12 protein-coding genes and 4 pseudogenes are annotated in these 23,038 nt (G+C 57.3%); 7 read left to right on the forward strand and 9 right to left on the reverse strand.

Annotated features, from left to right (window positions below; all coding sequences use genetic code 11):
- Window positions 1-105 precede the first annotated feature (105 nt).
- A pseudogene (locus QSV46_RS38175) lies at window positions 106-495 on the reverse strand (transposase); the annotation flags it as partial.
- A gap of 246 nt (window positions 496-741) precedes the next feature.
- The gene (locus QSV46_RS38180) at window positions 742-1,902 is read right to left on the reverse strand and encodes a TlpA disulfide reductase family protein (RefSeq protein ID WP_314963874.1); all 1,161 of its coding nucleotides are present in this window, start codon (window positions 1,900-1,902) and stop codon (window positions 742-744) included.
- A gap of 598 nt (window positions 1,903-2,500) precedes the next feature.
- Between QSV46_RS38180 and QSV46_RS38185 the strand changes: the two genes are divergently transcribed.
- Window positions 2,501-2,878 (forward strand): hypothetical protein, encoded by a 378-nt coding sequence (locus tag QSV46_RS38185; RefSeq protein WP_314963875.1) that lies wholly within the window; start codon window positions 2,501-2,503, stop codon window positions 2,876-2,878.
- Between the two features lie 300 nt (window positions 2,879-3,178).
- Here QSV46_RS38185 and QSV46_RS38190 read toward each other — a convergent pair whose 3' ends face one another.
- A complete protein-coding gene (locus QSV46_RS38190; protein ID WP_314963876.1) occupies window positions 3,179-3,847 on the reverse strand; it encodes a hypothetical protein in 669 nt (222 codons plus the stop codon).
- Window positions 3,848-4,468: 621 nt separating this feature from the next.
- Here QSV46_RS38190 and QSV46_RS38195 point away from each other — a divergent pair.
- Window positions 4,469-4,702, forward strand: a complete 234-nt coding sequence (locus QSV46_RS38195; protein WP_314963884.1) for a transposase — start codon at window positions 4,469-4,471, stop codon at window positions 4,700-4,702.
- 516 nt (window positions 4,703-5,218) lie between these two features.
- On the opposite strand, the gene QSV46_RS38200 is transcribed toward QSV46_RS38195, so the two are convergent.
- Window positions 5,219-6,646, reverse strand: a complete 1,428-nt coding sequence (locus QSV46_RS38200) for an MATE family efflux transporter (protein ID WP_314963877.1) — start codon at window positions 6,644-6,646, stop codon at window positions 5,219-5,221.
- A complete protein-coding gene (locus QSV46_RS38205) occupies window positions 6,639-13,103 on the reverse strand; it encodes a non-ribosomal peptide synthetase (RefSeq protein WP_314963878.1) in 6,465 nt (2,154 codons plus the stop codon). Before QSV46_RS38205 ends, QSV46_RS38200 begins: the two co-directional genes overlap by 8 nt.
- A gap of 1,254 nt (window positions 13,104-14,357) precedes the next feature.
- Here QSV46_RS38205 and QSV46_RS38210 point away from each other — a divergent pair.
- Window positions 14,358-14,890: pseudogene (locus tag QSV46_RS38210) on the forward strand (transposase); the annotation flags it as partial.
- A gap of 71 nt (window positions 14,891-14,961) precedes the next feature.
- Complete coding sequence (gene speD, locus QSV46_RS38215; RefSeq protein ID WP_314963879.1) at window positions 14,962-15,354, forward strand: adenosylmethionine decarboxylase; 393 nt, start codon at window positions 14,962-14,964, stop codon at window positions 15,352-15,354.
- Here speD and tnpA read toward each other — a convergent pair.
- The gene (gene tnpA / locus QSV46_RS38220; protein WP_314963880.1) at window positions 15,338-15,703 is read right to left on the reverse strand and encodes an IS66-like element accessory protein TnpA; all 366 of its coding nucleotides are present in this window, start codon (window positions 15,701-15,703) and stop codon (window positions 15,338-15,340) included. The genes speD and tnpA overlap by 17 nt on opposite strands.
- A gap of 273 nt (window positions 15,704-15,976) precedes the next feature.
- Here tnpA and QSV46_RS38225 point away from each other — a divergent pair.
- Window positions 15,977-16,147, forward strand: a pseudogene (locus QSV46_RS38225) (transposase); the annotation flags it as partial.
- Between the two features lie 484 nt (window positions 16,148-16,631).
- Here the strand turns inward: QSV46_RS38225 and QSV46_RS38235 are convergent.
- The gene (locus QSV46_RS38235) at window positions 16,632-16,946 is read right to left on the reverse strand and encodes a hypothetical protein (protein WP_314963881.1); all 315 of its coding nucleotides are present in this window, start codon (window positions 16,944-16,946) and stop codon (window positions 16,632-16,634) included.
- Complete coding sequence (locus QSV46_RS38240; RefSeq protein WP_314963882.1) at window positions 16,877-17,740, reverse strand: DUF5695 domain-containing protein; 864 nt, start codon at window positions 17,738-17,740, stop codon at window positions 16,877-16,879. Before QSV46_RS38240 ends, QSV46_RS38235 begins: the two co-directional genes overlap by 70 nt.
- Before the next feature lie 113 nt (window positions 17,741-17,853).
- Here QSV46_RS38240 and QSV46_RS38245 point away from each other — a divergent pair, with 113 nt between their 5' ends.
- Complete coding sequence (locus QSV46_RS38245; protein ID WP_314963885.1) at window positions 17,854-18,615, forward strand: Arm DNA-binding domain-containing protein; 762 nt, start codon at window positions 17,854-17,856, stop codon at window positions 18,613-18,615.
- Between the two features lie 354 nt (window positions 18,616-18,969).
- Here the strand turns inward: QSV46_RS38245 and QSV46_RS38250 are convergent, their stop codons facing one another.
- On the reverse strand, window positions 18,970-21,798 hold the full coding sequence (locus QSV46_RS38250; RefSeq protein ID WP_314963883.1) for a Ulp1 family isopeptidase: 2,829 nt from the start codon (window positions 21,796-21,798) through the stop codon (window positions 18,970-18,972).
- A gap of 884 nt (window positions 21,799-22,682) precedes the next feature.
- Between QSV46_RS38250 and QSV46_RS38255 the strand changes: the two are divergent.
- Window positions 22,683-22,969 (forward strand): annotated as a pseudogene (locus QSV46_RS38255) (IS630 family transposase); the annotation flags it as partial.
- Between the last annotated feature and the right edge of the window lie 69 nt (window positions 22,970-23,038).

Here is a 23,038-nt window from a genome sequence, read left to right on the forward strand (position 1 = left end):
CTGCTCCCTTTCGATAATCTGTAAAGCCGATCCTACCAACCCTCGTGTCCGCAAGAAGACGTCAGCCGCGATTACGCTATGTGAAGAACGTCCCTGAGCACCGTTTTACGCAAAGTGTAGTTGGGATAGGTGGCGACAGAGTATCCATAACAGGCCGCACAAAAGTTCGGTGAGCCAGCGGCGGAGCAGGCTGAAGTTGTAGCCAGCGGCGGTGAGCACGACGTTGGTACGTCGCCGTCGCGACCCTTGAGATGGTTACGGCGCATTCGGTGGTCGTCCCTTGAGATGACCGATCACAGGCTCGACGGCGGCGCGACGCCGCATCTCGCGGCGGATGGCTTTGGTGACACGGCGAACCTGGCCGCTGGTCCAGACCTTAAATTGATCTGGATAGTTGTGGCCGCGGTAGCCCTTGTCGCCGTGGATGCGGCGCGCTGCAACACCAGTGAGCTTTTCGAGGTCGGCGATGACGGGACCGAGCGTGTGGCCGTCATAGGATTGCGTGCAGGAAAGCTTGCAATCTCAAAGCCAAGCTCGCCCGGAAAATCGATTCTTGATCAACCGCTTGGACGGTTCTTCACGAACGACTAACTAGACACCCAGTAAAGACGGGCCGCAGGGGGTCGCTTGTTGTGGCCTAGGTTGTGTCGCAATAAATGACCCGTAGAAGTTCTGCTGGTCGAGAGCGCTTCGAAGGCGCTTACATAGCCCGGATCGTGCATCTTCGATTGACATCTCTCTTTATGTCTCCTCGTGCGGCTGCTCTTTGGGAGCTCCAGGAGACTTTTCCTGCGAAATCGAACAAGACCCGCTGCAACAGACCTTCTCGTCTCTATAGTCGGCCAAGGTTTGGAGCAGCCGCGGCATATGATACTGTTTAGTCGCTTCCCTCATAGCGTCCGGCATAGCTCTCGGATCGTCTAGCCGTGTCATTGCCCGCTCGATCAGCTCGATCGCGCCTGGCTTGTCACCACTCTCGTAGTAATACCGAGCGACCATCTCATAAGAAGAGAAGTCGACGCCACCACTGGCTTCCCCAGGATTGAGGATATGTTCCGACACATCCTTGCCGATCGCAAAGCGCTCGGCACGCGGAAGGTGGGCCTTATCGTTCTCCGGACCAAAGAGTTGCTCCATCACGATAGCCAGCCCACGCAAAGCCTCTGACTGTTTCTCAAGCGCATCTCGAACCAGTTGGCGTAAGACCTTGAAGCCGGTCGCCGTGTCGCGCATTTTGTGAAGCAACAGATCCGCATGAATCTGGCGGAACCTGAGACTGTCCGGCATGGTGGCGATGCCCTTCTCGACAGCTGAGAGCGCTGCCGGCCAATCCTTTGCTTCCATGGCCGGTCGAATTGCCTCGAGGATTGGGATTTCGCGCGCAAAGCGTTCATTTGCCGCGATCCGTTTCGCATCCGCGGCTTTAGCTTGATAGCTGCTGCGCCAAGTTCCGTTAATAATTTTCGGCAAGACGTCGTCGATTTGGACCGGATGACCGATAAAGGCAATGTGGCCGTCGCGGTCGACGACGAACGATGTCGGAATGCCAAGAGAAGAGCTGGCCTCCATCCAAAGCTTGTTCATTTCGCCAGTACTATCGAACCCGATACGATAGTTCAGATTTGAGAACTCTTCAGTCAACCATGCGTCCAACTTGGTGCGAGCCTCATCCGGCGTTGGTGCATCTTCACTAGCTGCGACTCCGACGACCTCAAACCCTTCGTCTTTGTATTCTGCTTGCAGCTTCATCAGATGAGGGATCGCCTTCACACACGGCCCGCACCAAGTTGCCCAGAACTCGACGATGTACACTTTCCCTGGCTGGAAGTTCGTGAGGGGCTCGCCACGCAGCCAGTCTTCGACTTTGAGCGAAGGAGCCGGGGACTCCATGCATAGCACCATGATGATCTCCAAAGTTACCTGTTACGCGACCTTGTCGCTTCACCCGAATAACAATCACAGTGCCAGCTGTCCACGCGCGCTAAGCTACATGACACGGATTTGAAGAACATCCACACGGCCACTAGCATCCACTGCGTGTAACCTGACGTGCTTTGCGTCAGCGTCGGATTTCGAGCACGCATCGCGACCTTCGTGCCAAAAGATCGTCTTGCGATGCGCATCAGCGAACCGCGCTGCGCCACTAGGAGGCGCGCGAGAAGCCGGATGGTGCCCGCTAACCAACAATTCCAAGGGTCAGGGCGACGACGAGCTCGCCTCCCTTTTAGAATCGGCCGGTCCGTTGGTGAGATGCGCCCTTCTCCAAGCCATTCGCAAGCTGGCAAGGAACAAGTCGAACAGCGGGGCCGCGGTAGTTGGATCGGCCGCTGATTTCACGTCGGTAAGGTAGGCAATCTGCGATCTCGTTCGCTTGGCATGTGCCCGCATTTTGCGACGAAGCCGCTAGGATACGTAAGCTTGAAGAGCCAGCCGCCTGCTAACCCTTGTAGGGTCGCCATGGGCAACCGGCCAGATTCATCACCATAAATTCGGCACGTCCATGCTGATGGCGATGGCGTTGCTGGCGAGCACGCCAGTGGGCGCGCCACTCGATCGGTTGATATCTTCAACCAGCCGTCATTCCGCCTGGCGGCCTAACCCGGCAGACGCTCCACTTATCAACTCGGAGAATCTGTTCAGACAAGCGGGATCAGCTCTGGTTGCGCTGCTGATCGGGACCTTGCCATTCGGTGCGGCGTTAAATGATTTTGCTCCCAAAGGCGGGACTGAACCGCGCAGAAGCATCGTACCAAGATCCGTGCTTCCGAACGTCGAGGAGGGCTCTGGTTTTACGGTGACACAAGTCGTCTCGTTTTCCGACCTCTACGGGAGAAAAATCGTCGTCGCCCTTGACCGCAACATCCTCGCCATTTTTTGAACCCCGCGATCTTCTGGCGAATGAGGGCATAAGCGACGACCTGAGGCGCGCTTTCATCGTCTATCCCGGCTCGATCTTTTGTGGCGATTGAAGCTTCAGGAACGTTATAGCCAGGCGGAAGTTTCGCGTGCTGAATGGGCAACACAACTCGCCGCCATTCTTAACGGCCTCCCATTGCAGCTCCCTACATCAATGTCCTCGCTGTCCAGCGCCGGAAGATCGAATTCACGGCGCTTCGAAACCTTCGGTCTGGTCGCGCGGCAGAGTTTTAAACCCTTTCGACCTTGTGCCGATGCAGGTCTACGACTGGTCGAGAGCCACGATCTTAGAGCGCCCACCGTCGACCATTTCGCGGAGAATGTAATGCTCGGGATATTCCTCGTTCGCCAGCACAACGATTTTATGGTCGGTTAGTTCGGGCTTATGCACCGTGATCTTTTGTTTATCGATGCGGATCAGCTTCTCTCGCCCACCAGTTTGCACACCCGCCTGACGATGGTTTGCCGATCGCGGCACCTGCGCCTCCCGCAAGAAGGGGGTGATGCCCGTTACGCGAGATACTCGTCGGTAGCTTGGCCGAACCAGATTAATAGTGCGATAGGTTGATCTTGCGTAGGGCACAAATCTGAGGAAGTTGCGCAACTCTCCGGACTCAGCGTTTGCGGTATTTTTACTGAGATAAACACTTTCAGCAAACGGTTGAAATAGGCATATCGAGCGAAATCGTCGCCCCACTCCAAGCGACTGCGGGCCTAAACCAATTCCATCCTCATATGACGGCCCAGGGCCTGCGCGGGCGCGCGTCAGGGCTGCGAGCGTCACGGATTCATTGTTGGGATTCAGGAGCCGGCCGAGCTGCGCACGGCTGGTCTGCATGCGTTGGGCGAGAGCGGACTTGGCTAGCCCCTTGTCCTGCAAGAGGGCACCAAGCTGACGCGCAATGACGCGCTTGATGGCACGTGCCGTCACCTCTGCATAGATATTCTCATTTTTCAGAAATCGTCAAAGGATGATCCGATGCGACCTTTCTTATTCATGTGATCTCCTTTCGGTGCTTTTGTGCCAAGTCAATTTCAGCTTGGCCTGTCTTCTGCGTCTTCTTTAAAACCATCCGGCCTTCGTGAACTCAAAACAGTACCCGCGCTAGGTTGCCCTCAAACTCGCTGCGGACCTCCCACAGACCTTTTCCTAAGACCCGGCAAGGCGGCATGTCGATCGGCCAGGAAAACTCCACATCCTTGATGTGTGCCGGAGACAGACGGCAAGATTGTCGGTGAAGAGCTTCAGCCACTCGCGAACCGGCTCACGTCCGGAGGTTAGCTGATAAAAGGCAGCGGGCAGTCGTTTCGCAAGTTCTCCTGACTCAATTGCACCAAAAATGATACGTGCGACACAAGGAAAAGCATACGCCACTCAGATCAAGGCCATATGAACAGATCTACCGGCTGATCCGATTAAGCCGACGGCCCCCCTTGAACTAGTGAACATTTTCGTAATCTCTCGAAAAGTTCACGAACTTCTGGAGTCGGCGCAATGCACAAAGTTCGATTCGTATCGAGAAAGGCTTACCACGCTGATGCCGGGCGCCTGATGAGCATTCCGGTTGTCGGTCCTCTCATCGCCGCTACCGTTCGGACATCGGTCCTGGATGCTCGCGGTTTTGCGACAGCACGAGATTTTGCGGCTTGGACGGGGTTAACACCGAGGGCCCAGTCGAGCGGCGGGAGAGAAAGGCTCGGGCGATATCAAAGAGTAAGAATCGGGAGGAAGCTTTTGATCGTTGGTGCGACGCTCACTCATCAAAGCTTGCCAAGCGAGGCTTGAAAATCCCGCTCTGGATTCGGACCATGCTGCAAAGACGGCCGGTCAAGGTCGTGGCGGTGGCGCTCGCCAATGAGATTGCGGCGCCATCTGGGCCTTGCTGGTCAGAGGCGGCATCTATCGGGCGCCGGCTGCAATGCTGAAACCCTAATCTTAAGAGCTCTCCGGCGGAAGAAGAAAGCTGCCGAGGAGGCAAGGTGCAAATCTGGATGAACCCCGAATGACGACATTCCCGGTGGCGATCAGACCGCCTGACTCACTGGTCTTCGAGCGCGAGAAATTGATTGGCGATTCCTTCCGCGGATATCATCGTGCCAAGCGGCTGGGCGCCGCGTTTACAGGCTGAACATATTACCGGACCGTCATCCCTGTTTAACCATAGAAAGATCTTGCAGCCCGGGCCGTTCCACATATGAGTCAGAGACAATATTGCAAGCCGATTAACAATTTTCTTGGAGCGCAACACCTGCCGGCTATGTAGGCCTAATGCTCTGAGCTCCGATGATGTCCCTTGTCAGGTCAACCCGCGATCTCGATCGCTCTTGAAGTGGGGCGCCGGAGCGCTCGTCTGAGCTCAGCGAACTGGTGGAACATGACAAACAGCGCGATCATTCCGGCGCCAAGCTCAGCGATTGCTTGACTGGCCAACAGCCCATTGAAACCCGATATGACCGGGAATAGCAGTACGGCAGGTATGAAGAGATAGCCCTGCCTCGCCAAGGAGACAACCGCACTGAGGCGTGCTCTCCCGAACGACTGAAGCATCGTCGTTACGAAACTCTGAACACCAAAAACTCCAAAAAACAGATGAAAGACGATGCAGGTCCATACGGCGATTTCTGTGACCTTATCGCTATCGCTGAACAGCCTGACCAAAGGCCTGGCAAAAACCACAACGGCTGCAGAATACGTAACGGAAAGAGAGACAGTCATCAAGAGCATGAACTTCGCAGTCTTCAGTATACGAGCAAAGTCGCGTGCGCCCCAACCAAAACCCAGGACAGCTTGAGCGCCTATACAGAAGCCGGTGATAGGTAGTGCGCCGATCGTCAAGATTCGCACAGCTATTCCCACGGCCGCGATGGACTCGTCTCCGAACGGCGCGGCAGCTCCGTACAAGAGCATAACGGCAATCGCAGATAAAACACCGGTCATGGCCGCCGGTGCCCCTACAAACGCGAGCTGTCTGATGCGACTTGCTCCCAACGAGACGTGAGATATCCTGACGAGAACCGTCCCGCCACGCTTCGAAAAATACGCGATATAGAGGCAAATCGCAGCGATCTGAGATACCAGCGTCGCGAGTGCTGCGCCTCGCACACCGAAGTCCAGCGAAAATATGAAGATCGGATCAAGCACGGCGTTCAGGACGAATGCGTTAATCATCGTCCACATGTTGAATCGTGTGTTGCCTTCGGCTCTGACGATGAAGCCGCAGACGATGTTTAGAAGCATCACCGTGTACCCGAACACAAGCATCACCGCGTAGTCGAGCGCCACGGGCATGACGGTTGGAGTTGCCCCGAGCGTTTCGAAGATCCCTCGTAGGCTTGGAAGCAGAGCGGCTGTAACAACGAGACCGATCGGAGCGGCGAGCGCGAGTGCAGTACTTGCGCCTCGACTCGCTTCCAGGTACTCACTAGCGCCCAGATGACTAGATATGAACGACGCTGTCCCAACACCGATCCCCTCTCCGACCGCCGCGAGCAGGAGCACGATCGGCAAGGTCATGCTGACAGCTGCGAGCGCCTGCACGCCAAGTGCGCCAACAAAGAACGTGTTGACGGCCTGGTGCAACGCTACGATCGACAAGCCAACAACAGCCGGAATGGCGAGCCGCAGGATAAGGCTCGAGAGATTGGGGTCTGATAGATCGATCTCCTGCTTCTTCTTGGGGATCACAGAGCAATCGCTCTCGACGGCGAATTCCGTATCCGTGTCATTCATGGATGAAGGTGTCCCCCGCTCTTCCGAATTCGCTGATCGTCTGCAACAGCTCCTGTTGCAACACCACGCAAAGATTACGGGTCACCTCATAACCGACCTGGGTTGGATCATACCTCGTTTCGATCTGTAGATGGCCGGCTTGATATCCGACATCGAACCAGAAGAGGTGAATCACGGCCCCTTCATCCATATCTTCGCCGATCCAAAGTGGAGAAGGTTCCTTGGCTAGGAGACGGCGTGGAAAATGGCGCTGCAAACCCGCTCGATAATTCAATCCAATTCTGGGTAAGGGCAGGCGATCGATCCGGCTCCGCACGGCTGGATCTCGGTTTAGGAATTTCATGGCCCGAAAGCCTATTCCTCTGCGCGGCAGGGCATTGCGCTGGCGGTATATTGAACGAGCACGATCGGGACGGGGCTCCGTTCCGGTGAGTCTCAAGGGAAGCGGAACGAGCTCGCTGATATGGCCGATGATCTGAGATGGATCGAAATCGTCAAACAGCCGACCTCGGGTTGAGGAAAGGCTATCAATCCAGAGCGAATAGTTGCCGAAAACGCGTCCAAAGGCGCCAGAAACGGCGGCAAGAAACACATCAAAGTCCTGACAATGCGCCAATCTGGCTGAAATGTTGAGGAGATCAGCCGTCGCTTCTTCCTCAATCTCAAGATGGTACTTGCCCTGATCCTCCCAAAGGGATCGGCAATTCGCTTCATCCATGCGACCTTCAAGGCGTGCATAGTGAAGCTCTCTCGCGGTCACTTTCGAAAAGCTCGCGCCGCCCGATGAGGTGGCGCTGACGTGCAAATCGAACTGATGGTAGTCAATCCTCTCCCAGTAGTCGAGTTCGGTTGGCGCTTCGCTGTTCGCGTAGTGCTCAAGGCGCTTCATCCATGCAGAGAGTAGTTGTATGTTCTCGGGGCCGCTCAGGGCGTGGCCCGAGGCCAGGGCGTACGCCGCATCCAATGCTTCCAGGAACAGTCGATAGCCTATCCCGTCCGCTACAAAATGGTGCATCAGGACCAGCAGATAGTAATCGCCGCTTTCCGATGTGCGGAACACTGTGACGTTAACAAGAGGCGTCTGCCCGTCGAACCGAAACATGTTTTGACGTCTTGCTGAGATGCTCTCGATTGCCTTACGCTGCTGTGGGTCGGTCATTCCGACAAGATCGACCTCCTCGGCGAGGCGTTCGACCCCGGAAGGTCCAATTGTCAGACGTAGACCATCGTCGGTTCGGGCAATACGGAGTCTGAGGCCTTCGTGCCTATCCGTGACATGGGCAAGGGCGCGCTCCAGCATTCGGATATTCAGGACGCCGCCGGGCAAGAAGAACAGATCGCCGATGTTGAAATGCTCAACGAAGCCGACAGGACGGTTCCAAGATGAGATTGCGGGGGTAACTGGCAATGAGCCATCGTCGGAAAGGAAGGTATCGAGTGTAACTGCCGCTCCGTCTGCTGCCAATTCCCTGATGGTCGGTGTTCGATAGAGTTGGTCGACAGTGAGATTCAGCCCGGCTTTGCGCGCCAGCGTGACGCAGCGCACGCTGAGAAGTGAGTCGCCGCCGATATCAAAGAAGCTTTGATCGAGTCCGACCCACTTGGCGCCTAATAGATCCTGCCAGATCCCAACAAGAATGCTCTCCTTCCTCGTACAGAGCTCAGCAGATGGAACAGGCCCGACCTCGCGGTAAGGAGCGGACGACAGGCGAGCACGATCGATCTTTCCGCTCGCCGTAAGGGGAATACTGGCAACCAAACGGAAGGCGGCGGGAATCATGTAGGGCGGCAATGTTTGGCGCAAGTGAGTGACAATATCTGCAGAGCTTAGACCGTCCCGAGCCGGAACCATGCTGGCCGTCAACCGACGATGATCATCGATGTCTTCTGCGACGACCGCGGCCTTTGCGATTGCCGGATGAGACTCAAGGGCCGATTCGACCTCCTCCAGTTCGATGCGAAAGCCACGTACTTTGATCTGGTTGTCCGACCGGCCGCAAATCTCGAGAAGGCCGCTTGTTGAGATGCGCGCGATATCGCCACTTCGATAAAGAACGCTGTACTGCCCGCCGTCATACGGATTCGGCACAAAACAGCGGTTGGTCCGATCTTGATCCCGCCAGTACCCAGAGCTCACGCAGCGTCCCGCGATACAGAGTTCGCCGGCCGCTCCGACGGGGACTCTCTTCAATTGGGCATCGAGCACGTAGAGTTTAACGTTATCGATTGGGCGTCCAACGGGGACGTGCGACGCGCCGTCGCAGGCATCCGATGTTTTGTAGACCGCCGCATTGGATGCACATTCCGTAGCACCATAGAAGTTCCACAACGGCACGTCCGGGAAATACTCACGCCAGCGAACAGGGAGCGAGGAAGGCATCGGTTCGGCGCTGCTTGTGACCAAGCGCAAGGCGGTCGGTCGCGAGTGCCGTTCTTGGGAAGCAATGAGGCCGGACAGGAGTGGCGGCGAGGCAAACAAGTGTGTCACGCGATGTCTTGCCAACGTGCACAACAACAGATCTGGATCCCGCAACTGCTCTTCGGTTAGAATCAGCGCGGGCACGCCTCTCAGAAGGCCCCCAAAGTACTCCCAAGCGGACGCAACCATTGATGCCGACTTTTGGACAACCATCACGTCTGTACTATCGAAGGGAAAGCGTCGCCACATCCAGTTCAGTCGATTGAGAATAGCCGACTCCGGTATAAGAACTCCCTTCGCCTTCCCGGTTGAGGACGAGGTGTATATAAGGCTCGCAATTCCCTGATCTGGTGGTTTGTCGCTGCATTCAAAATCGCGCGCGGGCGCGCCGCACGCTTTGAGCGTCAATAAACATATCGACGGCACTTCAAAAGCAGGTTCACAGCTATTTGCGCGAACCAAAAGCTTCGCTTGACTATCTCGCAGGATATGTTCGATCCGATCACGCGGATAATCCGGCGATATAGGGACAACAATGGACTGCAAATCTCGTGCGGCAAGAATGACAGCGGCCACGTCAGGCGACCGGTCGACCAGCATGGCGACCATGTCGCCAGCCCTCACGCCAGAAGTGCGCAGTAACGACCTGATGGCTGTTACGCGCTCACGCAACTGGCCGAATGTGATCTGACCGAAATCACTACGATATGCCACCTGGCTGCGATTAGAGACGCTGATTTGGTCGAACGCTTGGGCAAGTCGACATTCGGTCTCATATGACTGCGCCGAGCCCTCTAGCGCGTCCAGCATAGTGACGTCTGACTCGCTGAGGCAGCTCAGAGCTTGAATGGGCGTAAGCGGCTTCTCAATGCAGGCTGCAATCAGACGGCGCAGGTTGCTGGCCATTCGGATAATCAGATCGCTGGAAAATAGGTCTTCCGCGTACGCTAGCTGGAGAGCAATTTCCTCGCCCAGATCTTGTGCGTACAATGTCAGATCGAATTTTACGTAGCCGGTCTCGTATTCGCGGAATGTCAGATCCAAGTCATGTTGGCCAAGTGGCTCCGCCGCCTCGGAGTACATGTTAAACATAACTTGGAAGATCGGTGATCGTCCCGCTTCGCGATGTAGCCTGGTATCCCTTACTATCCAGCCGAACGGATATGCCGAATTTTCTATGGCGTCGCTGACCAGTGCCTGGATGCGCAAGGCATGAACCGCAAAGGACTGGCCCACATCGATCGCGGTGCGGATTGGCAGCATGTTCAGGAAGAAACCAACAATGTCGGCACTGCCAGGTTGATCCCGTACGACGTGCGGTATGCCGACGATGATATCATCCTGACCGCTATACATCCGCAGTAGAAGCTTGAAACATGCGAGGAGTGCTGTCGACGTGGTGCACCTATGTCGGCGCGCAAATTCCCTTATTTGATGGGAAAGCTCGCTGCCGAGTAGCACCGCATGCGCTGCGCCGCGATACGAATTTGTCTGCGGCCGCGCTCGTCGCGTTCCAAGCGAAAGCACCGGCGGATCATCACCAATCTGACGACGCCAATAGCTACATTGGTTGGCAAGCGCCTCCGGAGTAGCGTGTTGTTTTTCCCAGACCGCATAGGTCGAGAGTGACACTCGGTTCCCTGGCAAAAACGCCGCGCCATCTACGTACCTTTGTCGAAGGTCCCTGAGCAGCACAGAGATCGACCAGGCATCGATGATAATTTCGTGAGCGGTGATCAGTATGAGATGGTTGTCAGGGCCAAAACCGATCATGTGCGCGCGAAACAGATGACCTTGGCTGAGATCAAAGCTGCCGTTCAGCTCTGTTCGCCTTAGCTCTTCGATCAGCTTCTCAGCCTCCTGCGACGTGAGATCAGATGCATCAGTCAATTGGAGACTTGCGCAGCGCGGAGCATCAAAAAGCTGAACCGGACCGTCCTCCTCGATAAAGCGTGCCGAAAGTGCCTGATGGGAATGAACGACATCGGTCCAGGCGCGATTGAACGCGGCCAGATCGATGATGCCCCGCATTCGCAGGCCACCCTGAATGATGTAGTTCCTAGCAGACGGTTCGAGCTGCGAAAGAAACCACAGGTGCTCTTGAACTCGCGTCAGAGGCGATCGTGTAAGCTGTTCGCAACCCGGTGCAGTGCACGGTCGAGAGTCGGCTCGCGCCGAAATCGAAGCCGCAAGAGATCGTATCGTTCCATTCAGGACCAGCTTGAAATCCGTTCTCACTCCGAGCTGAGTCTGCAAACGGCCCAATATGAGCATTGCCCGGAGCGAGTCTCCGCCGAGGCTTATGAACTCGTCATTCACACCAATGTTCTGAATGCGCAGAACACCGGACCAAATTTGGCACAGCTGGGCTTCGAGGTCGGTTTGCGGCTCCTCGAACGGCGTCGGCAATGGAGGGCGAAGACCGGTCGGGTCGGGCAATGCTCCAAAATCGACCTTTCCATTGCTGGTCAGTGGAATACCGTCAACGTGGATAATTCTTTCCGGGAGCATGTAGATGGGCAGCGCTTCAGCAAGGAAGTTCTGAAGCTCGCCTTCCGTTACCTCAGCTGGAGCGGACACATACGAGATGAGTCGTCTCGGTGCGCTTTCCCCCTCGACCCTGGTTATGTCTCTCGCCATAAGCTTTACGCCTGCGCAGACGGAGGCGACTGCGACGGCGCCACGCACCGAATGATGAGCGCAGAGGCGAGCCTCGATTTCTCCTAGCTCAATTCTGTGCCCGCGGATTTTGACCTGACGGTCCCGTCGACCGAGACATTCCAAAAGACCATCGGAACGAACGCGACCGAGATCGCCTGTCCTGTATAGGCGCTCGAAGGACGGAACGTTTGAAAATGAGTTTGGCCCAAAGGCCTTCTTGGTGCGGACGTCGTCATTGACATAACCAGCAGCGACGCCAACGCCGCTTACGCAAATTTCGCCGACCTCTCCTGCCTTGCACAGCCGCGGCCCGTCCGCGATATAAACCTCAAGATTAGAAATCGGCCTGCCGATGGGCACATAAGCGTCAGCCAGCGCAGGCGGCGCGGAGACCAGATGGTGCGTGACGCCGTCCGCGCACTCGGTCGGCCCGTAGTGGTTGAGAATGGGGACCCGCGGATATAAGGCAAGCCACGCGCGCGCCAGTGCGGGTGTCAAAGGTTCTCCGACCGTGGAAATAATCCGCAAACCGTTCAGAGCTCGATCAGCCGCCGCAAGCGGCTGCAAATATTCAATAAATACTGCAAGCATCGACGGAACGAGTTGAACTACCGTCACGCCGTGTCTCTGAATCGCTTTGAGAAGCGATACTGGCGATTTCAGTGTCGCATCATCAATAAGCGCGGTACAGCCTCCGACGCAAAACCCCGCCAAAAGCTGCCATAACGAGATGTCAAAGCAGTGCGATGCCGTCTGCGCGATGCAATCCGTCCGAGTGAGGGTTAGGGCATCAATCTTTGCCGCCAGATGATTGTTTAGGGCTGCACGCTCGATCATTGCCCCCTTAGGACGGCCCGTTGAACCAGACGTAAACAGAATGTAAGCGAGTCCACCCTCGCTCCATGATGGCACAACAGACGAAGTCTGGCCCTCGCGCAGCGCCGCCTCTATCGTCATGAATTGCGCGGCGCCTTTGCTGCTCGCCCGGATTGGGCTGACCGAATCCAGCTGGGCCGGCCCCATAATCAGAGCACAGCGACTCTGCTCGATCATGAATGATATACGCGGAGCCGGTAACGATGGATCGAGCGGCAGGTACGTTGATCCAGCCTTCAAAATTGCGACTACCGCCGTCGCCCAGTCGAGGTCCCGCTCACCCCAATAGCCAATTACAGTGCCGCGAGCGCACCGCTCTCGTAGCGTTCTCGCGAGGAATTCCGATCTGACTCGCAGCGCCTTGTACGTAAGTTCGTTTGCGCCGTACCTCAGCGCAACCCTCTCCGGATCCGATCTTGCAAGGCGATCGATAGCCGTGATCGCGTCGACCGGCTGACGCTGCCTAAGCTGATTCTTGCCTGATCGATCTTCCGTGGACATACGCGTCTCGCCATTCGTCGCCTTCTGCGGCCCTCAAATCGGAACACCGAGGATCCTGTTTGAGGTGTGCATTGCGTAGCCGCCCTGGTTCTGCCGGCCATAATGTGTCGTTTTTTCCCATTCTTAGCTTCTCGTCCTTTGCGTTCGCTTCGATTTCCTCGATGATCGGCAGGGGAACACGGCCGGAATCTAGGGCCTCAAGTTGGCGTTGGCATCTCCCGGTTCTTGTAGTAGACACGCGATAGTCTGCATGGCACTCGCACCAACGCGCCCAGAGACTTGTTCCGGGTTGTGCTTTCTTGCAGTTGTGCTTTCCTCATGAAAGTGGACTTGGCGCTCGCCGGGCTGCAGGTCGCCTGCGGCGCCCAAGCGATGACATCGATTGTGCAAGTCCCGGTGTGGGTAGACAGGTCCAGCGTCCAGGCTGGCTCCGCTCGCCGGCAATATCCATTGGCTTTCACCGTCTCGCATGTGCCTCGATAGATCGAAAATCTGTCCAGGCCAACAAATGTCTCTTCCTACTGCTGCAGCGAGAAAGGCGTCTTCCTGCTGCGCAGCATACTCTCGAACGCTACAGCTCGATTGTCAGCTCTAAGACCATTGTCCACAATTTGACGCATGCACCCGGTACGAAGCAACGGGAGACCCTCAATGTCCAAGCGGCACGCTGCTTGCTTCATTCGCTGTGCCATCACCGATGCCAGCTCGAAGGCGCTCGGTTGTGGATCGGGAAAGCGCCGCGGAGTGTCTGATGCGATCTGGAGTTCGTTTTTGGGGAGCGACAACGATTACGCTGGTCGCAAGCGGTGCAGCCAATTCGGCGGATCTTGAGCCAGCAGTACAACTGCGACCGGCTCTGTGGAGCTGGTCCGGGGGATATATTGGCGGGCACGCCGGCGGTGGTTACGGCCTAAAATCCTTGAGTAATCCCTGCGGTCCGTCAGTCTATGGCGGCGGCGGCGATACTCCTGTGTTCCTGGCAGGCGGCCAGATCGGCTATAACTGGCAGAAGAACAGCTGGGTGTTTGGTCTCAAACTCAAGGCCAGCAGTGCTGTCTCCAAGGGCACAAATACCCGCCTCGCCGCCTCCGGCATAGTAGCGAGCGCAAACTGCAAGGCGGGTCCAAACGTCTTTGTCACCGGAGCCGGTCGCCTCGGTTACGCCTTTGGCGCAGGGCCACACGCTGGCCTACCTCAAGGGAGGCGTAGCTTGGCAAAACAATTGAGGCGCCGTCATCGACGAGTTTGGCCAATGTCGGCGACGGCGCGCTCGACTTCTACAAGGTGCTCGACGAGGTCTTTCCCCGCACACGCCACCATGATGCTGGGTGCAAAGACCGTGAACGTCCTGGACAAGGTCCCACTCTCGGAGCAGGCCACCATGAAGAAGGATTTGCGCGAGATCTATTGGGCGCGAGCCCAGCGTCCGCCGAAGCGGCGACCGACGTCTTCGTCGAGAAGTTTTGCGCGAAGTACGGCTGGGCGGTCGAATGCCTGGTCAAGGATCGCGACGCACTGCTGGCCTTCTAGGATTTTCTTGCCGAAAACATTGGGGCTGACTTGAGCACCACCAATCCCATGGAGCGCGTGTCCGCGACGGGCGATACAGGACCGTGCGGACAAAGGGCTCCTGGTCGCCAACCACCGCCAGGCCGATGGTGTTCAAGCTGGTGATCGCCGCATCAGGGACCTGGCGGCGGCTCAAAAGCACAAATCCGCTGCACAGGGTCGTCGCAATTGTCGGATACAACGACGGCATTGAGATCATCCAAGTGCCGGCAAACTAGGCGCCTGATCACCTCGTCACCTAAATCTCGAATAGCTCAGCTTATTGGGCCGATAATTCAATGGATTTCTTATGACTGTTGATAACGAGAAGGAAGCCCCACCGGCTCTGTCCACCGGTGCGACGCATATACTCATCGAACTATGGGGAGCGAAGAACCTCGACGACCCGGCCATTGCGGAAGACGCAATTCGAAAAGCCGTCCGTGCGGCGAGTGCGACATTACTCCACCTTCATGTTCATAAGTTTTGTCCGGGTCACGGCGTCTCCGCAATCGCCTTGCTGGCTGAATCGCACATTACCTTGCATACTTGGCCTGAGAGGTCTTACGCGGCCGCTGATGTTTTCGTATGTGGCGACAGCGATCCTGCGAGCGCAGTGCCAGTTCTAGTTGAGGCCTTTCAGTCCGAATGGTCTGACGTTCGCAGCTTGCGGAGAGGTGTGTCGATTAAGCCAACACATTGAAGCAGATGGTCGATCTCCTTGGAATATCCGGCTTAGCCTTGCGTCGCGCTGTCTTGCGCTCAAGGCCAATAGCCACGGCCGGTACCAAGGCGTCTACCACCGCCGGTACAAACGGTGGATCGTCAGCCATCGGCGTCGGCAACCGGCGTGCTTGCCGGCGCCAGGTGAACACTTGTTGTGGGGTCAGCCCGTGTCGCCGGGCAATCTCGGAAACGACGGCGCCCGGGACCAGCGTCTCCTCGACGATCCGGGCCTTGTCGTCCTTGGAGAACCAACGACGGCGTCCCGTCTCCGTGATCACTTCCAGCCCGCGCGCCGTCACGTCCGATTTAAGCGTATGGTCAAGCATAGACACAAGCCGATCCCTTCAAAGAGATCGTGAAACTCGCCTATCCCATGTGCCGCGAGAAGATGGGAGCGGAACGACGCTTACCATCCATGAGCCAGAACACGCATTCTTCTAGGTCTTGTCGCTTAAGATTGGCAAAGGGAATGGCCGCAGGTAGCACCCACTCCTTTTGCGGGGAGTTGCTCATGACCTGTTCTTCCCCTGTGGGACTGACCTGCCCCTGCCGATTTCCTCCAGTTGAAGTTAGAGTCCGGCCTTCTGAAGGACGGACAGATGAAGCGAGCCAGGTTTACGGAAGAGCAGATTATTGGCGTGCTGCGTGAGCATGAGGCAGGTGCGAAGGCTGCCGATTTGGCGCGCAAGCATGGCGTCTCTGAAGCGACGCTATACAATTGGAAGGCGAAGTTCGGCGGTCTGGACGTCTCCGATGCCAAGCGGTTGCGTCCACGGATGAGATGCACCAGACGATCCACATCGTCGACCGTGTTGAAATGCCGAACGACACACGGATGCCGTCGCGCTCGGGTGAAACACGCACGCCATTCTCTGCGAAGTAGCTGAGCCATTCTGTGGCGGGCAGACCAACGACATAGATGGGGGGCGATCGATGTTGCCGCTGACGCGGACCGACGAGACTCAGGTCGAGTTCATCCAGTTGGGCTATGATATGATCGCCCAGATCGAAGCAATGGTTCTGAATGTTCTTCACGCCGATCTGCTCGATCATGTCGAGCGAGGCTCCGGGCGCGTGAATTGCAGGAAGGTTGAAGTTTCCCAACTCGAAACGTCGCGCGGTGGGAGATGGCGCCAAGCGGTCGGGGCGAGCGACGAAATCTTGAGGACTCTCTGCCATCGATCGCCTCGCCGACGACCTTGGCCGCGTCTTCCCCGAGATGACGGGGCTATTCATGGCCACCTCTTTATGACTTCAGAGCCACCATAGGCCTCCTGCCGTTGGATGGCAGCGGCCGCTCTCCCGGCACGGCACCGAAGCCCATACCAGTCGAATTCGGACGCCAGTTGTTTTGGATGCCTCCTGTGTGGTACGTTGCAGCCCGCCCCAGACGAACGTATCGATATACCGGTCCAGCGCCGCCACTTCCGCCGCATCAGGATGCTCGGCATTCTTGGTCGCGAGGTAAGCGGGCTTGCTCAGTCCAGGATCGTCGCACGTCACCTCGTAGATGCGGCAGCCCTTGATCCGGTCGTAATTGTCCGGGCCAAGCAGGACCTGCGTCTCCATGTCCACTCGCCGAACAAACCGTCGTACCATTTGGACGGGTCACGATGCTGCCGCTTCGCGATGAAGGCTGCGCGCTTCTTCATCATCGTCTCGACGGGTTCGGTAGCGAAGAATTCAAGAAAGGTCTGGCGTGCCCCCGGCTGGTGCAGGGTCAGCCGGTTCTCGCCCAATCGCGAAAACCGGACCCGCCATAGTCGCCTGCCAGCCCGATCCGGCAACCGTTGCGCCACCGTGTCGCCGGTAAATTCCGCTTCGATTCGCTCCACCGGAATGGAGGACGCGAGCGCGATGTCGACATGCAGGTCATTGGGAACCGTCATGCGCGGCATTACCTCCACGTCCATCAGCCCGGCGTCCGCGACAGCCCTGCGCGCCGCCTCATAATCGGCAACCCACTGGAAGCGGAGACGGTAACGCCGTTCCTCGGCCGGCGACAGGGACAGGGAATGGGTCGGCTGTCGCCAGCGAGTCCCGCCCGCGACTGCCTCGCTGGCGGCCGCCCCGCCCAAGATGTAGGCGCACCACGTCCCACTGGCTTCGGCCGAATCCTTGTGGACATTCCAATATTCCAGTGACGTGTCCGCTTCCGGTAAGAGCATGAGGAAGGGACCGGTGCTGTTGTCACGAATCCAGAAGATGTGCGATCCATGCCCCGAGACGAAGCTGTGCTTCAAAACAGCCACCGATACCGGTTGCCCTGCCAGAAATTCGGTGTTCATCGGCATGGGCAAATAGAGGTCGCCAACCTCTACGCCCGCCATGCCGTCGTTCCGCAGCATGATCTCCCACGTCAATCCAGCCTCGTCGACTGCGAGGCGGGTCGTGAGAAGGACGCCGGCATCGCGGGCTGCTAGTTCAAGTGCCGCGCTATGCATCGGCTTGTTGCATCAACGCCGGTTCGAAGCGTATGCCACTCGGATCCGGCACGCCGAACTCTAGCGTGAGCCGTCCCCAGCACGGCTCCAGGCAGGACATAATCCGCGTCATACGTGTCGTTACGATAACGCAACGAGGTAATGCCGTCTTGTGTGCACCCAACGACGAAGGAAGAGTCGGCCGCCTTCAACATCATGGCAACCTTGCGCTGCGGCCGATTGGGTGTAGGCAGTGTAACGCCCCCGAACAACGCGCTACCCAAGAAGCTACTGCCCAACAGCATCGCACGACGCGTATACGTCCAGATTTGAGACATGCCTTTGGTCTTCGTCATCAACCGTATCCGGTATTGCCCCATGCGGATGATGAAGGCGTGCCGTTTCCCGCCATAAACGTCAACGCGACAAAAGCGACTTACGTTCTCAAGTACCGAGTGTTCGGTCGGCAGCGCTTCGTCACCATCGGTCCTCACGGCGCCCCTTGGACACGAGAGCGTGCACGCAAGGAGGCCAAGCGGCTTTTGGGCCTGGTTGCCAATGGCAAAGACCCGGCCGAGGAGAGAGCCAAGGCGCGCCTGCAGACGGCCGACCCACTCCGGCAAACGCGGATCAATATCTCCGGAACCCCAAACAAAGGCCGAAGCCCCGACCAATTCGGAAATAGAACGCTACTTGTTGGCCAGTTGGAGACCCCTGCATCCCGTCTGAGTTTTCCAGATCACCTAAATAGACATGGCATACTTCTATCCGGGACTCTGCCGAACAGACGGCCGGGCGATAGCAGCGATCTGTGACATCCAACACCCACATCCTCTCAGCCAGGAGGCGATCTACGCCACCGCGCCACGCACGCCACGACAGCGGCTTCGTTCAATCCAAGGCGAAATCGCAGGGTTTGGCGGCCTCAACCTCCCATTCCCTGCAATCTCAAACCGTCTCGAATCCGAAAAACAGACTCCCGCTCAATCGCTTAGAACCTTGTTCACGGACGACGATTCACTTGTTCGCGGACTGGCCCTTAGTCCGGTATCTGCTCCACATTGTGAGCCAACCATGATGCTCTGCGAGGGCGGTGATTGCGCGTTCTGGTCGGGTCGGCGAGAAGCCGCTCGAACCAGCTGGGCGCGCACGATCAGTCGAAGCCGGCGTCAGCCCCTCAGTCGGTTTTGCAGTGCCCGCCGATCGACGACGAGATTGTCAAGGTTCAGGTCTACCTGCCGTCTTACCGCCAATCGCCCAACCAGCGCCCGGGTGCCATCCACTACGAAGACGCCGCAATCATAACCGTTATTCTGCTGGCGCATGCTGGCGGCTTGCAGGTTGGCGCCCAGCCGTTCTGCGAGCCGTTGTGCAGGCCGATCATTGAATCCCCGGGCGGAGTCGTAGTGATAGGCAACCGGCCTCTCCCGATCGCGGCGATCAACCAGCAGCAGCGACCAATGTTCGCCGCGGCGAGCGCGGTCCGTAGGGCTGGCATCGCTAACTGGCAAGAACAGGAAATCGACTATATCGTTACCATTCCGATCATCGACAAGGCGATGGAGCGCGCGTAGCGCGTCGCTATCGGCGCCATGGCTCAGCTGAAAGGCTATCAGGGGATCCACGAACCGCGTCCGGGTGGCGAGATTCGGATTACTCCCCCGCAACTCCTGCGCCAGGAGCTCATAATCCCGCTGGATATGCTCGTCGCCTAGCCACTGCTGGGTGTTGAGCACCCGTCCGCTGCGGTCCCGGGAAGAAGAGGCACCCGTAGCCAACGCGCCGATCTGAGCATCCGGAGCCGAAGATGGACGAGGATGATGGATAAATTGAGAATCGAGGCGCCCTCGCGGTCCCAACATGATCGAGTAGGTCTCACCGTTGATAGAGACCGGCTGTGGAACGATGCGCAAATTCGGCAACAGCATTCTGTTGTCCAGCACATCAACCAGGAAATCCGGGACGGGCTGGGAGCCATGCTGCCAATCCCTACCGACGAGATGTCCGATATCCTCTAGTTCCTGAGGTGCGCCTGATGGCCCGATGAAGAACGGCGATCTAACGCCGGAGCTAGGCAACAGCGCAGACTGAGCATCGTCACGCATCTCCTGCGGCGTGGACGGCAGATCAACCAGAGAATCGAGACCGCGGTAGATCTCTGACGTCCGATTCTGCGGTGTGGACGGCAGATCAACCAGAGAATCAAGACCGCGGTAGATCTCTGACGACCGAGCTGGCGCGGCCTCTGGAATTGGCCGCATGCTCGCCTCATAGTCGGACGACAACGACAGCCACTCACTTGGACCAAAGTCAGGCGGCGTCGGCAAATCACCGAGGCTGAATTCGGACGGGGACGGCACTCGCGGCGACCAAGCTGGCGCGAGCGGCAGCCACTCGCTCGGGTCGAAGTCGGCCGGCACTCGCGGCCACGATAAGCTCGACCCGTCAAGCCGCGATTCCTGACTCGGCCGCTCAGGGAAGGCCACACCCAGCGCTCTGTTTGCTTCGACGAGCCGTAGGTACGGCCCAAGCTGGTTGAGTAGCTTGTCCAAACTCCCGATGTTCCCTTTGGCTTGGGTGAATTCCCGGTAATCTACGTTCAACGACCGTTGCTGCTGATCATTTCCGTTGATTCGACTCACTATGCTCTCTCTACCCGTGGTTCGGAGCCAATCACTGAACTTACGTTGCGCCCAAGCAGTATTCCGCACATCTTTCTTTTTCGATTGGGAAGCCGGGTCGGATCCGAGCTTGCTTCGCTGGTCCTTGGCTAGGCCATCGATGATGCTGGCGTCGCTCTCATAAGCACTCAAAGCACGGTCATTGACGCGTTGCCCCGGTCCGAGTGTTTCGGACCCTCCCCCGTCAGGCAGAAGCCTTCGGAGATGATTCAGGGCCGTAAGGAGGCGGCCCTTGGGGTCATTCTCCTTGCCGTAGGCCATGATGTCCTCGGCTAATTCGTCGGTCCGAAACCGAGAAGTCAGGGACGGCTTCTGTTTGGTTGTGAGCCACCCAGCAAAGTGCTTAAGAATCTCCGTATGAGGCCTAATGGTTTTGTGGGCAACATTCTTTGCCCGGGCTACTGCCGCGAACTGGCGAATGAGTAGTGCGTCTCCGGTAGGAGGCGGCGGAGAAGGAGCAGGAGGAGGCAACAACTCGCCGGCGCGGGACTTCCGAAGCGCTTCCAATGCCGTATGCACTCGCTTTGTGCCCCCCGCATTCACAAATTCATTCGCACGGGTCTTCAACTGAGTAGGGTTTGCGAGCAGGCTAGCCAGTGTCAAGTTGTTGGACTTTAAAAAGTCGCTGAACTGGCTCAGATGTTCCACCATCTTCTGAATGCTACTGGGAGCATAACTGTTTGCAGCCGCGCGCGCGAACTCGGAAATGAGGGCCGCGTCCTCTTCGGACGCGCGGCTGCGCTTGTAGCAATCGATACGAAGCTCTGAATAGACCACAACTGACGCTGGGCCGCCGAACGACTTTTCACCGCGACTTCCTCCGAAGACTTTGCCGAGCCCTGATTGAACGCGAGAAAACAGTCCTCCGCTCTTCTTATCCCTTGTCCGCGCGACGGGCTCCGGTTCCGATGGTGCTGTATAGCGCGTGCTGCTGAATAGCCTGTCACGCACGTCAGACTGCGATGCCCCAGCAGCTGAGCCAACAAGGTGAGCGCGAGGCAGATCTACGCTGTAGCGCGTGCTATTGAAAGAGTTACTCCGAAGGTTGGACTGCGGCGACATCCGCATCGAACCGCCAACGTCAGTGCGCTGGTTACTGTCATGCGCCTTTGCGGGTCGGGTGTCGGGCGAACTTAGCTCAGCCGAGCTCTCATCAGGGGAGCCGAGTTGCAGCTCGCCCAACTGCTGCTCAAAGCCAACTTGACCCGCAGGCTCATTATCCGACTCTTGCCGCGCACGCTGCAGCTCTTGCTGGTCAGCGTACCAATGCGTCCAATAATTCGGATCGTTATAGCTCGGTTCTATATCACCCTCCATCGATGAGATGACTCTTCATAGCTGCCCCAGAGCCAAACTCGGGTGCACTGATCACAAAGACTCCAGCTTCAGAAAGCCGATTGCCGAGGCCGGCAACCAAAACAAGAGGACCGTCGTCGCGCCGCTCCGAGTTCGCGCATTACTCACACCGCCCCGACCTTAACTGCCGCAGACGAACCCGCTGGCCTCCTGGGCAGCAGGTGGCCGCGCGCGCCAAAAAAAAACGACGATCCCTTCATGAAAGAGGCCTGGATTCTCGTCGCGGCTTGCACTCGCAACAGCCGGAGACAGGGAAGGACAGATATTTGCCCGATCGGAAGGCAACAGCGTTGGCGCTCCCTGCACGAAAGCGCGGCATCCGGCACATCGCCCGGCTGCGGAAAGGCGCCCGATTTGATCTCGAACTGCACGTGCTGCTTCAGCTTCAATTGACCGCCCCCACATTCCGTACGAGCCGACTTCGATTCAGGCCTGCGCAGCAACAGACTCGCGCGCACCTTAGAACTCGAGACATTGCAACCCCTGCTTGCGATCACGAAACTTCTGAGACGATGACCGCCTGTATGATTTAGACTGTACAACCTGACGCTACGTAGGCTTCAAGTCCTTTCTGGCGGCCGTCGTGGCGAGGCTGGTTGGGTTGCATCCGCGTTTCAGGATGTGATAGATCGCCGTTGTTGTTTTCAGGGGTCCGCGAGCGAAAGTATGATCAAAGTCTCACGGTAATCCGAATCCGCCAGAAGCTACGAGGACCTACGCTGAGACATAGCAAGCGTCATACCAATCATGTCACTCGCGAAGATTCCACGTCGAACCTGAGCTTGAGAGGACTGGATCGATTGCGACGTGTTAAGTGCATCGAAGCAATCGCGACATGCGCCAGAGAACAGCCGAAGGTCCGGGCATGGTTGGTGCGGCGCCCACGCTGGACATTCCACTTCGTTCCGACATCGTGTTCCTGGTTGAACGCCGTCGAGGGCTTCTTCGCAAAGCTCACACGGCGACGACTGAAAAATGGTGTCTTCATTCCGTCGTTGACCTCCAGGCGGCCATCAACCGCTTTAGCAAAGAGCACAACGAACAACCAAAGCCGTTCATTTGGAAAGCAGACCCTGACAACATCATCGCAGCCGTCAGACGTGGGCACCAAGTGTTGGAATCAACGCACTAGACGATCGATTCCATGAATTTGGCGGTCATGGAACGGGACGTTTGTTTGTGGATTCTTCGTTTGCGATTG

It is taken from the genome of Bradyrhizobium cosmicum, from assembly GCF_032290525.1.
Taxonomy (GTDB): Bacteria; Pseudomonadota; Alphaproteobacteria; order Rhizobiales; family Xanthobacteraceae; genus Bradyrhizobium; species Bradyrhizobium cosmicum_A.